The 13,813-nt window shown below is 72.0% G+C and carries 11 protein-coding genes and 1 pseudogene; 4 read left to right on the plus strand and 8 right to left on the minus strand.

Annotated features, from left to right (window positions below):
• Window positions 1–229: 229 nt before the first annotated feature.
• A pseudogene (locus tag ACFVU9_RS24100) lies at window positions 230–1,270 on the minus strand (IS4 family transposase); the annotation flags it as partial.
• 110 nt (window positions 1,271–1,380) lie between these two features.
• Entirely contained in the window at window positions 1,381–2,628 is a 1,248-nt protein-coding gene (locus ACFVU9_RS24105) for a helix-turn-helix domain-containing protein (protein ID WP_387596474.1), read from the minus strand.
• A 193-nt stretch (window positions 2,629–2,821) separates the two neighbouring features.
• On the opposite strand from ACFVU9_RS24105, the gene ACFVU9_RS24110 reads away from it, so the two are divergent.
• Window positions 2,822–3,511 (plus strand): DUF4232 domain-containing protein, encoded by a 690-nt coding sequence (locus ACFVU9_RS24110; protein WP_387596478.1) that lies wholly within the window; start codon window positions 2,822–2,824, stop codon window positions 3,509–3,511.
• A gap of 68 nt (window positions 3,512–3,579) precedes the next feature.
• On the opposite strand, the gene dnaE is transcribed toward ACFVU9_RS24110, so the two are convergent.
• From dnaE to ACFVU9_RS24130, 4 genes are all read right to left on the minus strand, one after another.
• Window positions 3,580–7,146: a DNA polymerase III subunit alpha gene (dnaE, locus tag ACFVU9_RS24115; RefSeq protein ID WP_380499468.1), complete on the minus strand. Its 3,567-nt coding sequence runs from the start codon at window positions 7,144–7,146 to the stop codon at window positions 3,580–3,582.
• A 211-nt stretch (window positions 7,147–7,357) separates the two neighbouring features.
• Window positions 7,358–7,816 (minus strand): ATP-binding protein, encoded by a 459-nt coding sequence (locus ACFVU9_RS24120; RefSeq protein ID WP_387596482.1) that lies wholly within the window; start codon window positions 7,814–7,816, stop codon window positions 7,358–7,360.
• Between the two features lie 218 nt (window positions 7,817–8,034).
• Window positions 8,035–8,475 (minus strand): STAS domain-containing protein, encoded by a 441-nt coding sequence (locus ACFVU9_RS24125; RefSeq protein ID WP_387596485.1) that lies wholly within the window; start codon window positions 8,473–8,475, stop codon window positions 8,035–8,037.
• Window positions 8,476–8,598: 123 nt separating this feature from the next.
• Window positions 8,599–9,546: a SigB/SigF/SigG family RNA polymerase sigma factor gene (locus tag ACFVU9_RS24130; RefSeq protein WP_387596488.1), complete on the minus strand. Its 948-nt coding sequence runs from the start codon at window positions 9,544–9,546 to the stop codon at window positions 8,599–8,601.
• A gap of 314 nt (window positions 9,547–9,860) precedes the next feature.
• Between ACFVU9_RS24130 and ACFVU9_RS24135 the strand changes: the two genes are divergently transcribed.
• Both ACFVU9_RS24135 and ACFVU9_RS24140 read left to right on the plus strand, forming a co-directional pair.
• Window positions 9,861–10,256, plus strand: coding sequence for an SsgA family sporulation/cell division regulator (locus ACFVU9_RS24135; protein WP_387596490.1), 396 nt, complete (start codon window positions 9,861–9,863; stop codon window positions 10,254–10,256).
• A gap of 347 nt (window positions 10,257–10,603) precedes the next feature.
• The gene (locus ACFVU9_RS24140; protein ID WP_387596493.1) at window positions 10,604–11,698 is read left to right on the plus strand and encodes a mechanosensitive ion channel family protein; all 1,095 of its coding nucleotides are present in this window, start codon (window positions 10,604–10,606) and stop codon (window positions 11,696–11,698) included.
• A gap of 97 nt (window positions 11,699–11,795) precedes the next feature.
• Here ACFVU9_RS24140 and ACFVU9_RS24145 read toward each other — a convergent pair whose 3' ends face one another.
• Both ACFVU9_RS24145 and ACFVU9_RS24150 read right to left on the minus strand, forming a co-directional pair.
• The gene (locus ACFVU9_RS24145; protein WP_387596496.1) at window positions 11,796–12,197 is read right to left on the minus strand and encodes a hypothetical protein; all 402 of its coding nucleotides are present in this window, start codon (window positions 12,195–12,197) and stop codon (window positions 11,796–11,798) included.
• A 228-nt stretch (window positions 12,198–12,425) separates the two neighbouring features.
• Window positions 12,426–12,830, minus strand: coding sequence for a hypothetical protein (locus tag ACFVU9_RS24150; RefSeq protein ID WP_380446081.1), 405 nt, complete (start codon window positions 12,828–12,830; stop codon window positions 12,426–12,428).
• 363 nt (window positions 12,831–13,193) lie between these two features.
• Between ACFVU9_RS24150 and sigK the strand changes: the two genes are divergently transcribed.
• Window positions 13,194–13,778 (plus strand): ECF RNA polymerase sigma factor SigK, encoded by a 585-nt coding sequence (gene sigK / locus ACFVU9_RS24155; protein WP_387596498.1) that lies wholly within the window; start codon window positions 13,194–13,196, stop codon window positions 13,776–13,778.
• The last annotated feature ends 35 nt before the right edge of the window (window positions 13,779–13,813 follow it).

A 13,813-nucleotide genomic window follows, 5' to 3' on the forward strand; every position in this document is an offset into this window, starting at 1 on the left:
AGATACGACAAGCGCGCCTACGTCTTCCACGGCACCGTCACCGTCGCATCAATCCGACTCTGGCTCCGACGATGATCCGCCGTACAGAACCTAGGTCGATGACGGTGTCCGCGATGACGCCCGCGGCCTGGATGACCAGGTCGCGGGCGGTGTTCAGGGCGATGGTGAAGCTGGCCCGGTCGGGGTCGGTGTCCGGCCGGGCGCCGGTGGCGTCGGCCATGGCCAGACGCAGGACCTGGTAGGTGACCAGCAGCGCGTAGATCTCCTGGCCGGCGGGGGTGCGGGCGCGCAGGACCCGGCCGCCCAGGATGGTGGACTTGATCTCCAGGTAGGCAGTCTCGATCTCCCATCGCTGGTGGTACAGCGTGATCAGTTCCGCGGCGGGATGGGTCCGGTGGTCGGTCAGGGTGGTCACCAGCCGGTAGAGGCCGGTGCGGCGACCGGTGGCCGTGGCGATGGTGATCTCGCAGTCGATGACCCGAACCGCGACGGTGCCGAGCCTGGACAGGTACGAGCCGTCACCGCAGCGGCGAAGAACTGGCAGCCGGCGGCCGTTCTTCACCCGGACCAGCACCTGTGCGCCGGTGGCGGCGATGGCGCTCGCCAGGGTCTGCGCGGCGAAGTTGCGGTCCAGCAGCACGATCACGCCCTCGCGCAGGCTGCGGAGCAGGCGCGGCGCGTAGCTGGTCTCCCCGTCCGTGGTCGGCCCGAACACCGCGTCCAGGACGGTGCGGGTGCCGCAGGACACCAGTACCAGCAGTCGCAGCGCCGGATACCCCGAACCGCCGTTGTTGCAGCGGTGCTTGGTGTATTCGGTCAGGTTCGCCGGGCTGTCGGGCACCGCGATCGTCGTGCCGTCGATCGCGCAGACCAGCAGCCCCCGCCACCACGCCCCGGTGGTGCCGATTCCCGCGGCCGGGCCGCGCAGCACGTCGAACAGCCAGCGCAGCGGCTCGGCGCCGACCCGTTTGCGGGCCTGCGCGAAAGCGCCGCCGGTCGGGTCGGCGACCGGCAGACCGTCCAGGCCGGCCGTCAGCCGCTGCCACACCTGCCGCCAGCCCAGCCCGGGGAACAGGCACCCGGCCAGCAGCAGATACACCACCACCCGAGACGGCAGATCCCGGACCCGCGCCTGAACCCTGCCGGTCTGCACCAGCGCCTCGTCAACCATCTCGAACGGGACAATCCGGGTCAACTCACCGAGATGGTTGGGCGCAAACGCCCCCGCGGCAACCACAACCTCACGAGAGATGACAGACTGAGCACCCACGGAGCTCCTAGCGAACAGTGATCTTGGTCGACACGGTTCTAGCAGGAGCTCCGTCCCATTTCAGGCAACTTGACGCAGCCGTCCGAGGCCCTATCTACACGGCGTTGGTTCTAGCCGTCCAGCCGCCGCTTGATCCAGTCGGTGTAGCCCAGCGGGTAGTCGTAGCCGGGGCGGTTGACGTCGGCGCTGGTGCGGAAGGGGGTGCCGCCGTTGTCGATGCGGACGGTGCCGCGGCGGCCGCCGCTGGACCAGTCCAGCGTCAGGTCCCAGCGGACGTCGTGCGCCTTGGTGTGCGCGGTGACGTAGAAGACCTCGGGGTCGGACGCGCTCACCTTGTACGGGAATGCGCGCTGGCCGCCCTTGACGGTGAGCACGGGACTGCCCCGGTCGAGGTCGACGTCGAAGGACTTGGTCCCGACCTCGCCGCCGCAGCCGACCCCCATCGAGTAGTCGTTCCACGCGAGCGGTGCGCCCTTGGCCGTGATCCGCACGTGCAGCGCCTCCAGGACGACCGTGTCCGCTCCGGTGCCCTGGACGGTGAGGGCGACCTGCTGTTCGCGGGAGGAGACCGCGCCGTAGGCGGCGGCCCAGCGCGGGGCGTCGCGCTCGGTGGCCGGCGGGCCGACCTGGGCGGGCGCGCTGTTGACGAGGAAGTGCTGGCTGCACGGGTCGGCGTAGACGTACGGGCGGATGCCGACGGTGAGCGGCGCCGGCGCGTCGGCGGTGGGGGTGGGGCTCGGCGGCGCGGGCGTGACGGCGGCCGCGGCGGTGGAGGCGGCGGGGAGGGGAAGGGGCGATTCCGGTGCGGTGGCCGTATCCGCCGTAGCCGTAGCCGTACCCGCCGGACCAGCCGACACCGTCGCGCCGGTCTCCTGCCGTCCGTCCGCATCGCTGCCGGCACCCCAGATCGCGGGGCGCACGACGATCACTGCGGCGGCCACCACGGCGACGGCCGCGGCGGAGGCGATCAGCGCGTTCCGGCGGCGCCGTGGCGGAGCGGACTCCGCCGCCGCCTCGACGGCAGGCTCCTCGACGGCCGGCTCGTCGACGGCCGGCTCCGCGTGGGCCTCGGGAGGTGCGGTCGGGGCACTCCGACGAGCCCGCGCCGCGTCCGCCAGGATCCAGCTCCGGTGCAGCTCCACGAGCTCCTCCGGCGTCGCCCGGCAGACCCGTGCGAAGCGTTCCGCCGGCGTGTACTCGTTGGGCAGTGCCGTGCCGTTGCAATAGCGGTGCAGCGTCGACGTGCTCGTGTGCAGGCGCTTGGCCAGCGTTCCGTAACTCAGTCCCGAGCGGGTCTTGAGTCCGCTCAGCAACCGCGCGAACTCCTCCGCCTCCGCGCTCCCCGTGCCCTCCGACACCCGTCCCCTCCGATCCCCCCGCGTCCCGTTCCGGCGTTCCAGGCTCGTCCAAGTCGCGCTGGTCAGAGCCCGGTTCGCCGTTCCACCCTACCTATCGCCCCGTCAGACGTGGTGGCTGGGACGGATGGTTCCGCAGGCTTCGGTCATCCGATGGACGCACCGTCCGACCGAAGGCCGAAAGGGGCGCGACCTCATGTCCGTCCGTACCTCCCGCACCCGTCCGATCACCGTCGCCGCGACCGTCGTGGTCGCCGCCCTCTCGCTGGCCGCGTGCAACGACAACGGGGACATCGGGGACATCGCGACGTCCACCGGCCCGTCGCTCAGGGCCACCGCACCCGCCTCGCCGGCGGCCCCCACGTCCGTCGGCGCGGCCGGCAAGACCCCGGCCGCCGTTCCGAAGACCCCCGCGCCGATGACCTCCGCGCCTGCCGCGCCTTCCGCGCCCGCCGCCCCGACCACCTGCCAGGCCGCCAACACCAAGACGGTCGCCGCCCCGCTCAACCGCCCGGTGAACCACCTGCTGCTCACGGTGACCAACACCGGCCCCGGCACCTGCTACCTCCACGGCTACCCGGCCGTGCGGTTCGGCGAGGACCAGTCCGTGCCCCCGGTCATCGCCGAGTCGAAGCCGCAGGCCGTCGTTACGCTGAAGCCCGGCGAGTCCGGCTACGCGTCCGTCGACCTGTCCTCCACCGACGGCACCAACGGCTCGAACGGCCGCACTGCCACGTCCCTGGTCGTCTACTTCCGCGGCCCCTCCGGCAGCGGGAGCGTCGGCGCCGGGGCCCACCCGTCGCTGCCGGAGAAGGGCGTCTACGTGGACGACTCCCTCAAGGTCACCTACTGGCAGCAGTCGCTGGACGACGCCACCTCCTGGTGACGGCGCCACCCCGCGACGATGAGGTCGCCTCCGGCCGGACGACCGGAGGCGACCTCAGGCGACCGGGCTCAGGCCCGCACGGCCGCGCCCGCCCAGGCGCGGTTGCCGAGGAGGGTCTTGACGTCCGAGGCGAGGCCGTTGTCGGGGTTCACCAGGAAACCGAGCTCGTAGAGGGTGTTCTTGTCCCAGTTGGTGGTCAGCAGGCGGACCGGGACGTCGCCCGGGTGGGCCTGGAGGGCGAGCTTGAGCTCGGCGACCACCTGGGGGGTGAGCCGGGAGACCGGGACGGTGATCTGGACCGGCGGCTTGGTGCCGAGTTCGGCGGAGGAGACGTCGAGCGTGCTGATCTCCTGGCCGAAGATGCTGAGCGACCCGTCGCGCTCGTTGAGGCGGCCGCGGACCGAGATCACGTTGTCCTCGATCATCTGGTCGGCCATGAGGTTGTAGGTCGCCGGGAAGAACAGCACCTCGACCGAGCCGTCGCGGTCGGCGAGGGTGATGATCGCCCAGGCGTTGCCCGCCTTGTTGATGCGCCGGTCCACGCCGGTGATCAGGCCGGAGAGGCGGACCTCGCCCTCGGAGCGGCCGGAGCCGAGGAGTTCGGCGATCGAGGTGTCGCGGTTCTGGGAGAGGATGTGCTCGGCGCCGTCCAGCGGGTGGCTGGAGACGTACAGGCCGAGCATCTCGCGTTCCAGGGCGAGGAGTTGGCGGCGGGGCCACTCCTGGTCGGTGAGCTGGAAGTCCAGCCCGATGCCCGGGCCGTCGCCGTCGCCGGTGTCCATCGCGCCGAACAGGTCGTCCTGGCCGATGGCCTGCTGCTTCTTCACCCCGGTGACGGCGTCGATCGCGGTCTCGTGGACGCTGCTGAGCGAGAGCCGGGTGTGGCCGAGGGAGTCGAAGGCGCCCGCCTTGACCAGGGAGTCGACGGTGCGCTTGTTGCAGACGACCAGCTCGACCTTGTCCAGGAAGTCGGGGAACGAGGTGTACTTGCCGTTCTCCGCGCGGGTGCGCACCAGGGACTCGATGACCGGCACGCCGACGTTGCGCACGGCCTTGAGGCCGAAGCGGACGTCGCTGCCGACGGCGGTGAAGTCGACCACCGACTCGTTGACGTCGGGGGAGAGGATCTTGATGCCCATCTGCCGGCACTCGGCCAGGTAGACCGCCATCTTGTCCTTGTCGTCGGCGACGGACGTGAGCAGCGCGGCCATGTACTCGGCCGGGTAGTTGGCCTTCAGGTAGGCGGTCTGGTACGAGACCAGGCCGTACGCGGCGGAGTGCGATTTGTTGAACGCGTAGCCGGCGAACGGGACCAGGACGTCCCACACGGCCTGGATGGCCTCGTCGGAGTAGCCGCGCTCCTTGCAGCCCGCGTGGAAGGGCACGAACTCCTTCTCCAGCACCTCCTTCTTCTTCTTGCCCATCGCGCGGCGCAGCAGGTCTGCCTGTCCGAGCGAGTAGCCGGCCAGCACCTGGGCGGCTCGCTGGACCTGCTCCTGGTAGACGATCAGGCCGTAGGTGGGGCCGAGGACGTCCTTGAGCGGTTCCTCCAGCTCGGGGTGGATCGGGATGATCTCCTGCTGGGCGTTCTTGCGCAGCGCGTAGTTGGTGTGCGAGTTCATGCCCATCGGGCCGGGCCGGTAGAGCGCGGACACGGCGGAGATGTCGGCGAACTCGGTGGGCTTCATCAGCTTGAGCAGGGCGCGCATGGGACCGCCGTCGAGCTGGAACACGCCCAGGGTGTCGCCGCGGGCCAGCAGCTGGTAGGTGGTGGGGTCGTCGATCGGGATCTTCTCGATGTCGACGTCGATGCCCCGGTTGGCCTTCACGATCTTGATGCAGTGGTCGATGATGCCCAGGTTCCGCAGACCCAGGAAGTCCATCTTGATCAGGCCCATGGCTTCGCACGACGGGTAGTCGAAGCCGGTGATGATCACGCCGTCCTTGTCCCGCATGTGCAGCGGGATCAGGTCGAGCAGCGGGGTCGAGGAGAGGATGACGGCCGCGGCGTGCACGCCGGTGCCGCGGATGAGGCCCTCGATGCCCCGGCCGGTGTCGATGATCTTCTTGACGTCCGGCTCGTTCTGGTACAGCGCCCGGATCTCGGTGCCCTCGTTGTACCGGGCGTGCTTCTCGTCGAACAGGTCGGCCAGCGGCACGCCCTTGCCCATGACGTCCGGCGGCATCGCCTTGGTGATCCGGTCGCCCATGGAGAACGGGTAGCCGAGGATGCGGTTGGCGTCCTTCACGGCCGCCTTGGCCTTGATCGTGCCGAAGGTGTTCACCTGGGCCGTGTAGGCGGCGCCGTACTTCTCGGTGACGTAGCGGACCATCTGGTCGCGCTGGCGGTCGTCGAAGTCGATGTCGACGTCCGGGGGGTTGATGCGCTCGGGGTTGAGGAACCGCTCGAAGAGGAGGTCGTGCTCCAGCGGGTCCAGCTGGGTGATGCCGGTCAGGTAGGCGACCATCGAGCCGGCCGCCGAGCCTCGGCCGGGGCCGACCGGGATGCCGTTGTCCCGGCCGTACTGGCAGATGTCGGCGACCACGAGGAAGTAGGCGTCGAACCCCATCGGGGTGATCACGCCCATCTCCAGCTCGATGCGGTCCAGCACCTCCTGGCTGGGGCTGTCGCCGTACCGGTGCTGCAGCCCGATCTCGATCTTCTTGCGCAGGTAGGAGGCCTGGGTCTCGCCCTCGGGCACGTCGAACTGGGGCATCCGGTCGACGTAGGTGAAGACCTCCTCGTACGACTCGACGCGCTCGGCGATCGCGAGGGTGTTGTCGCAGGCCTCCGGCAGTTCGCGGAAGAGCTCGCGCATCTCCTCGGCGGTCTTGACGTAGTAGCCGGTGCCCTGGAACTTGAACCGGTTCGGGTCGTCCTTGTTCTTGCCCACGCCGACGCAGAGCAGGCTGTCGTGGGCGTCGGCCTGGTCGGCGGTCACGTAGTGCGAGTCGTTGGTGGCGAGCAGCGGGATGTTCAGCTGCTTGGCCAGGCGCAGGAGGTCCTCGCGGACGTCCTTCTCGATGTCGAGGCCGTGGTCCATCAGCTCCAGGAAGTAGTTCTCCTTGCCGAAGATGTCCTGGTAGGCGCCGGCCGCCTTGACCGCCTCGTCGTACTGGCCGAGGCGCAGCCGGGTCTGCACCTCGCCGGAGGGGCAGCCGGTGGTGGCGATGATGCCGCCCGCGTTGGCGGCGATCAGCTCGCGGTCCATGCGGGGCTTCATGTAGTAGCCCTCCATCGACGCGAGCGAGGAGAGCTTGAAGAGGTTCCGCAGGCCGGTCGCGTTCTGCGCCCACATGGTCATGTGGGTGTAGCGGCCGCCGCCGGAGACGTCCTTGCCGCCCTCGCCGTCGGCGCCGGAGGGGCGCTGGCCGCCCGGCGCCCAGAAGACCTGCTTCTTGTGGAAGCGCGAGGCCGGGGCGACGTACGCCTCGATGCCGATGATCGGCTTCACCCCGGTCTTCGCGGCGGCGTGGAAGAACTCGTACGCGCCGAACATGTTGCCGTGGTCGCTCATCGCGATGGCGGGCATGCCCTGTCTCTCCGCCTCGGCGAACAGCTTGCCGTTCTTCGCCGCCCCGTCCAGCATCGAGTACTCGGTGTGGACGTGCAGGTGCGCGAAGCTGTCGGACACGGCGCTGTGCTCCTCGGAGGGATCTCGGGGACCGCGGGAAACGCGGGGGGAACAAGCGGTCCAGGCTAGCGGGTCGGAGCGTTCGACGCGCCGGGCGGGGCGTCCGCGGCGGATACTTTGACGGATCCTTCCCGCCGCCTTGACAGGGCGGTGCTCGGGTCACTAGTGCTTCAGCGCGCGGTAGTTGTGCCGCACGGCGACGGCTACGACCTCACCGCGGCGGAGCGGCGTCGAGCTCGGCCCAGACCGTCTTGCCCCCGGGGTGCGGCTGGGCGCCCCAGCGGGTAGCGGCGTTCCGGACGATGAAGAGGCCGTGCCCGCCCGGCACGCCCGGGCGGTGGGGCAGGCGCGGTTCGGGCAGGGCGGTCGAGCGGTCGGTGACCTCGATGCGCAGACGGGCCGGGGAGGCGTCGAGGACGAGGTCCTCCGGGCCGCCGGCGTGCAGCAGGGCGTTGGCGACCAGCTCGGCGACGAGGAGGACGATGTCGTCCGCGCCGGAGCCGCCCGCTGGCCACGACCAGTCGGCGACGGCCTGCGCGGCGTACGCCCGGGCGCGGGCGACGGGCTTCGGCTGCCCGGCCAGGTGCAGGCGGCGGCGCTGTCCGCCGGGCGGCAGGATGGGGCCGGTGCCCGGCCGGTCGTCATCGAGGGTTGCCCGGCTGGTCGTCATGTGCGGGGTCCCCTTCGGCTTCGGCGTCGTGGTCCGTTTCGTCTGTTTCAGTGCGTTTGGTCGCGATTCGTCATGCTTGGTCGTACTTGGGTGCGCTTCGTTGTATTTGGTCGTGCTTGTCGTGCTTCGTCTGCTCGGATTCCCGGCCGTGGGCGGATCATGCGCGCCGTCGACCGGATTCGACCGCGCCGGGCTCGGGGCGGGATTCGCGCCGCCGGTCAGAGCGGTGCGGCGAGCGCCGCGTCCACGGACGGGTGGAGCGAGAAGACGCTGTCGGCGCAGGTCAGTTCGAGCAGCCGCAGCACGGTGGCGGACGGCGCCGCGAGGCGGAACCCGACGTCCGCGGCGATCGCCGCCACGCGGGTCCGCAACAGCAGGTTCAGGCCGGAGGAGTCGCAGAAGTCGACGAGCCCGAGGTCGACGACGAGCAGCGGCGGGCGCCGGGCCACCAGGTCGTGGAGCGCGTTCCTGGCGGGCTCCAGGCCCTCGATGTCGAGGTCGCCCGCCAGCGCGCAGACGGCCGCCCGGGTGTCGGTGTGCCGGGTGTGCACGACCAGGTCGGGCCGGGGTCGGGAGCTCGCCTGGAAGGGGTCGGGGAACGCGGTGGTCGGCACGGTCGCGGGCTCGTTCTCTGCTGGCATCGTCTGCTCTGCGGGCATCGTCGTGCTTCCCCTCCACGGGTGTGCTCCACGAGCGTACGCACGCCACCCGGGGGCGGCCAAGGCCGTGGGTGGCGTGCGCGGCGTCGCGGGAGTGCGGGAGTGCGGGAGTGCGGGGCCGGCTTACGGGGCGGTGAGGTCCGCGTGGAGCCTCTTCAACAGGCGGGTGAGGAGCCGGGAGACGTGCATCTGGGACAGACCGAGGCGGGCGCCGATCTGGGACTGGGTGAGGTCCTCGCCGAAGCGCATCGACAGGATGAGCCGGTCGCGCTCCGGCAGGGCGGCGATGAGGGGCTTGAGGACGATCAGGTCCTCGACGGTGGCGAACCGCGGGTCCTCCTCGCCGAGGCGCTGGGTGAGCGGGTTCGGCTCCTGCCGCCCCTCGGTGGCGGGGGCGTCCAGGGAGCCCGCGGTGTGGCCGTTGGCGGCGGCGAGACCCTCGATCACCTCCTCCTCCGACAGGTCGAGGTGTGCGGCGATCTCGGGCACCGTCGGCGCCCGGCCCAGGCGCTGGAACAGCTCGTCGCGGGACTTCGCGAGGGTGATGCGCAGCTCCTGGAGGCGACGCGGCACGTGGACGGCCCAGGTGGCGTCGCGGAAGTGGCGGCGGATCTCGCCGAGGATGGTCGGCAGGGCGAAGGTGGTGAACTCCGCGCCGTGGTCGGGGTCGAAGCGGTCGATCGCCTTGATCAGGCCGACCGAGCCGACCTGCACGAGGTCTTCGACGGGCTCCTGGTGGTTGCCCACGCGGCGGATCGCGAACCGGACCAGCGACAGGTTGAGCTCGATCAGCGTGGTGCGCACGTAGGAGTACTCGCGGGTGCCCTCCTCCAGCGCCGCCAGCCGGACCAGCAGCACCCGCGTCAGCTCGCGCGCGTCGGCGGGCGCGACGTGCCGGGGGTCGTCGATGCCGTCCAGCCCGGGGATGCCGTCGAGCCCGGGGGCGTCCACTGCGGGGGAGTCCAGCGCGGGGGTGGCGGCGCGAGGGTCTCTGGGCGCCCCGACCGCCGGGGCCTCGTCCGGAGCCCGGCCTGTCGCGCGGTGGAGGAGTTCGTCACTGGTCGTGGCCATGTCGGTCCTTTCCCCTCGGCGTACGGTCCGTCCCCGGGTACCCGCCGAGTCCGGATCCATGCCGGTGGCCGGTGTGAGGATCGCGTGAACGGCCGGGGACTGCGGATCACTCGACAGCGGATCTTCGGCGGCGGATTCTCGGCGGCGGATCCTCGGGTGTCCCGGGCGGTTCTCCGATCCGGTGGCATGAACCGCGGCAACCGGGGCAGCCGAGCGGTCACGGCGGACGCGCCGGACCGCCGGACACCACACACACGGGCCGGGACAGCCGGCGGTCGTCCCGGCCCGAGGAACCCGGGAAAGGGGAAACGCCCATGGAACGTCTTGCCGCCCGGATCACCATGCGACTGATGACCGGCGACGAACGCAGCCGGCTCCTGGAGGTCGGCTGGTCCTACCGGTCCGACGAACCGCACGCGGTGGCGCTGGACTTCGCGGACTTCCAGCCGGACGCCGCGTGGACGCTCTCGCGCGACCTGCTCGTCGCCGGCCTCCACGGGCCCGCGGGGGAGGGCGACGTCCACGTGGCCCCGTTCGACGACGCCTACGTGCTGATCGCGCTCGCCGACGACGAGGGCGTCGCCCTGCTCGTCGCCTCCGCCGACGCCGTCGCCCGGTTCCTGGCCGCCACCGCCCGGATAGTGCCGCCCGGGCTCGAACACACCCGGATCGACTGGGACCAGGAGCTGAAGGACCTGCTCGCCGCCTGACCGCACCGAATCGATCGGTCCCCCCGCTGGAGAGGAGACGTCACCCATGGCCTTCACCCCCGCCGAGCCCGGCCTCCCGCCACCACAACCGCTCCCGCCGGAGCCCCTGGCGCCGCCGGATCCGAGCCGGCCGCCCGGCCCGCCCCTGGTGCCCGACCCTCCGCCGTCGCCGGGCACACCCGAGCCCCCGCCCGACCCGCTCCCGGATCCGGACCCCCTGTGGCCCCCGCCCGAACCGGCCGGGCCGCAGCCGGGCCACCCGGAACCGCCCGAGCCGCCCGACTGAACCAGCCGTTCGGCCCGCTCGAACCCGTCGCCGCGGAAAGCCGCGGAAAGGAGACCGGCACATGTGGTGGAGCCTGCTCCGCCTCGGCGTCGCCGGCGTCGTCGCCGCCGTCGTCACCTATGGCCTCGACCGGGTGGCGCAGGCGGTGGCGCGGCGGCTGGCGGTCCCCGGAGGCCCGGCCGGCGTGCCGCTCCCGGTGCGCCGCTGCCGCCGGCCGGTCCTGGCGCTGTCGGCGTGCCTCGTGCTCGCCGCCGCGCAACCGTGGATCGCCGCGCCGCCCGCCGCCCGCGCCGGGCTGCGGCACCTGGCGGTGATCCTCGCGATCGCCTCCGGCGGATGGCTGTGCGGCCGCCTCGTCGCGCTCGTCGCCGAGGGCGCCCTCAGGATCGCCGTCCACCGGCGCGACCCGGTGTGGGCCGGGCGCGCCCGGACCCAGGTCGGCCTGCTCGGCCGGATCTGCCAGGCGATCGTCGCCGTCGCGACGCTGGGTGCCGTCCTGATGACCTTCCCGGAGGTCCGCGGCGTCGGCACGAGCCTGCTGGCCTCCGCCGGCCTGGTCGGCGTGGCGGCGGGCGTGGCGGCGCAGAGCACGCTCGCCAACGTCTTCGCCGGGGTGCAGATGGCCTTCGGCGACCTGGCGCGCATCGGGGACGTCGTCGTGGTGGCCGGGGAGTGGGGGAAGGTGGAGGAGATCACGCTGACGGCCGTGGTGATCGAGACCTGGGACCAGCGACGGCTGGTGATGCCGATGTCCTACTTCGTCGGCCGCCCGTTCGAGAACTGGTCCCGCCGCTCCAGCCGGATCACCGGCACGGCGCTGCTCCACCTCGACCACCACACCCCGGTGGGGCTGCTGCGGCAGGAGTTCGACGACTTCCTGGCCAAGAGCGACCTGTGGGACGGCCAGGGCAGCGCCCTGCAGGTGGTCGACACCACCCCCACCACGATCGTCGTCCGCGCGCTGGCGACGGCGGCCGACGCCGACGACGCGTTCGCGCTCCGCTGCGCCCTGCGCGAGCACCTCATCGGCTACCTGCGGGACGAGCATCCGTACGCCCTGCCGCGTATATCCGTGGGGGACGCGGCAGGGCGCCGCCCGGACGCGCGGGAGTCCGTCGACACCCCGGGCCCGGCCCGGGGCCCCCACACCACGTGACCGAAGTCCGGCCCGTGAGCTGGCCGCTTACGGGCCGGACGCGTGCCGCACACCCGGCCGGCCGTGGCTCGGAGACCAGGACTGCCCGGGGCGTCGTTCAGGAACCCGCCGGTGCGTCCTCGATGTCCGAGATCAGCTTGGTGCTCAGGTCGCTCTGCACGGCCAGCCGGGTGTGGTCGGCGTCCGGGCCGGTGCCCCAGGTGAGGGTGACCGTCGTGAACAGGTGGTCGGCGCCGGAGTCGTGGTAGCGGACCTCCCAGCGGGTGGGGACGTCCTGGGCGCGCAGGACGCCGTCGGCGTGGTTGGCCTCCTCCCAGGCGGCCAGGCGCCGGCGGAAGTCCTCGGTGAGGTAGTGGGCGCGGAGTTCGTCGGACAGGTCGTCCGTGCCGTCGGACACGGCGTCGATGTAGGCGCCGTAGAAGTCGGCGACGCGGTCGACTGCCGAGTCCGGGCTCCCGCCTCGGATGGCTGAGGACGTGACGGTCTGGCTGTCGGTCATGGGTTCGTCTCCATCAGGGCATCATCGGAAGTCCCGCCCAGGGCGGGCACGTTGGGACGTCCCCGTCCCTTCCCCGACGCGTACGCATCACACGCCGTGGCCCATCGATCACCCGAACGGATGAACATGGGCCCGCCCCGCGCCGGGCAGCGGCGCAGGGCGGGCCGGGCGGGCGCCGACGTCACCCCCGTGGATGCCGGTGCCCGTGCTCGGGGGACGTCCCGTTGCTCAGGAGACGTCGATCGCGGGGGACTCGCCGGCGTAGTAGTAACCAGGGGCGGTGAACCACGCCACGGCGTAGTACCTGCCCGGAGGCACCGTGGTCAGGTAGCCGTTCACCGAGCCGTAGTAGGCGTCCTGCCGGCTGCACGCCGTGCCGCCGTACTGGTTCCCGGCCCCGTCGACGATCTTGACGCACAGGTCGATGGTGTTGTGCACCTGGTCCATGGTGTAGGCGGCGGCCCGGATGTTGCGTCCGCCCTCCGAGCTGATGCAGGACTGGGTCAGCACGCCGTCGGCGTAGTACGGGGCCCGGCAGCCGCCGTTGTCGGCCGAGGCGGTTCCGGCGGCGAACAGGGTGGCGGTCGCAGTGAGCGCCAGCACCCCGGCCGACGCGGCGAGGCGGAGTTTCACAGGGGCTCCTTCGGCATGGGAGTGGTCGGTCCGTGCTTCTCGCATCGGGAACTCACGGTCGCGCCGCGGGACTTGGCGCGGGCGGCGGGTCGCCTCGGCCGGCCCCGGTCGCGCCCGTGGTGTTCCGCCTCAAGGCTGGCCGAAGCGGCGTGTGGAGTCACGAATTCCGTACAACCCCGCACAGGCGGCGGCGCCCTCGGATGCGGGCCAATCCGGTCGCGTGCCAGCCTCGAAGGACGGGTGCCAGTCCGTTCCGCTCCGCCCTGCCGGGCCCGTCTCCGGTGGGGCCCCTGGGAGGTCCACCATGCCTGCCGTCCGCCCGTTGGGCTCGCCGCCCGCCCGCCGTCACCGGGGCGCGGCCGGATGAGCGCCGTCGTGCACCTGTCCGGGCCGGGACGGCCGGGACCGGATCTCGGGGAGCTGGTCGCGCGGGTCGCGCGCGGGGACCAGGACGCGTTCTCGCACCTGTACGACGCGGTCGCCGGGCCGGTGCTGGGCCTGGTGCGCCGCGTCCTGCGGGACCCGGCGCAGTCCGAGGAGGTCGCCCAGGAGGTGCTGTTCGAGGTGTGGCGCACCGCCGCCCGCTACCGGGCCGAACGCGGCGCGGTGATGCCGTGGGTGCTGACCATCGCGCACCGCCGCGCGGTGGACCGGGTCCGCGCCGCGCAGGCCGCCGCCGACCGCGACCGGCAGGCCGCGGCCGCCGCCCACGCCCCGGTGTTCGACGAGGTCGCGGAGCAGGTCGAGGGCCGGCTGGAACGCGAGCAGGTGCGGCGGTGCATGCGCGTGCTGACCGAACTGCAGCGCGAGTCGTTGACGCTGGCGTACTACCGCGGCTTCACTTACCCGCAGGTCGCCGAGGTGCTCGGCGTGCCGCTGGGCACGATCAAGACCCGCGTGCGCGACGGGCTCATCCGCCTGCGCGACTGCCTGGGGGTGGGCGCATGAGCGAGCGAATCGTTGGATGGTGTGCGTTGCGCGTA

This window comes from Kitasatospora sp. NPDC057936 (assembly GCF_042887525.1).
In the GTDB taxonomy this organism is placed as follows: Bacteria; Actinomycetota; Actinomycetes; order Streptomycetales; family Streptomycetaceae; genus Kitasatospora.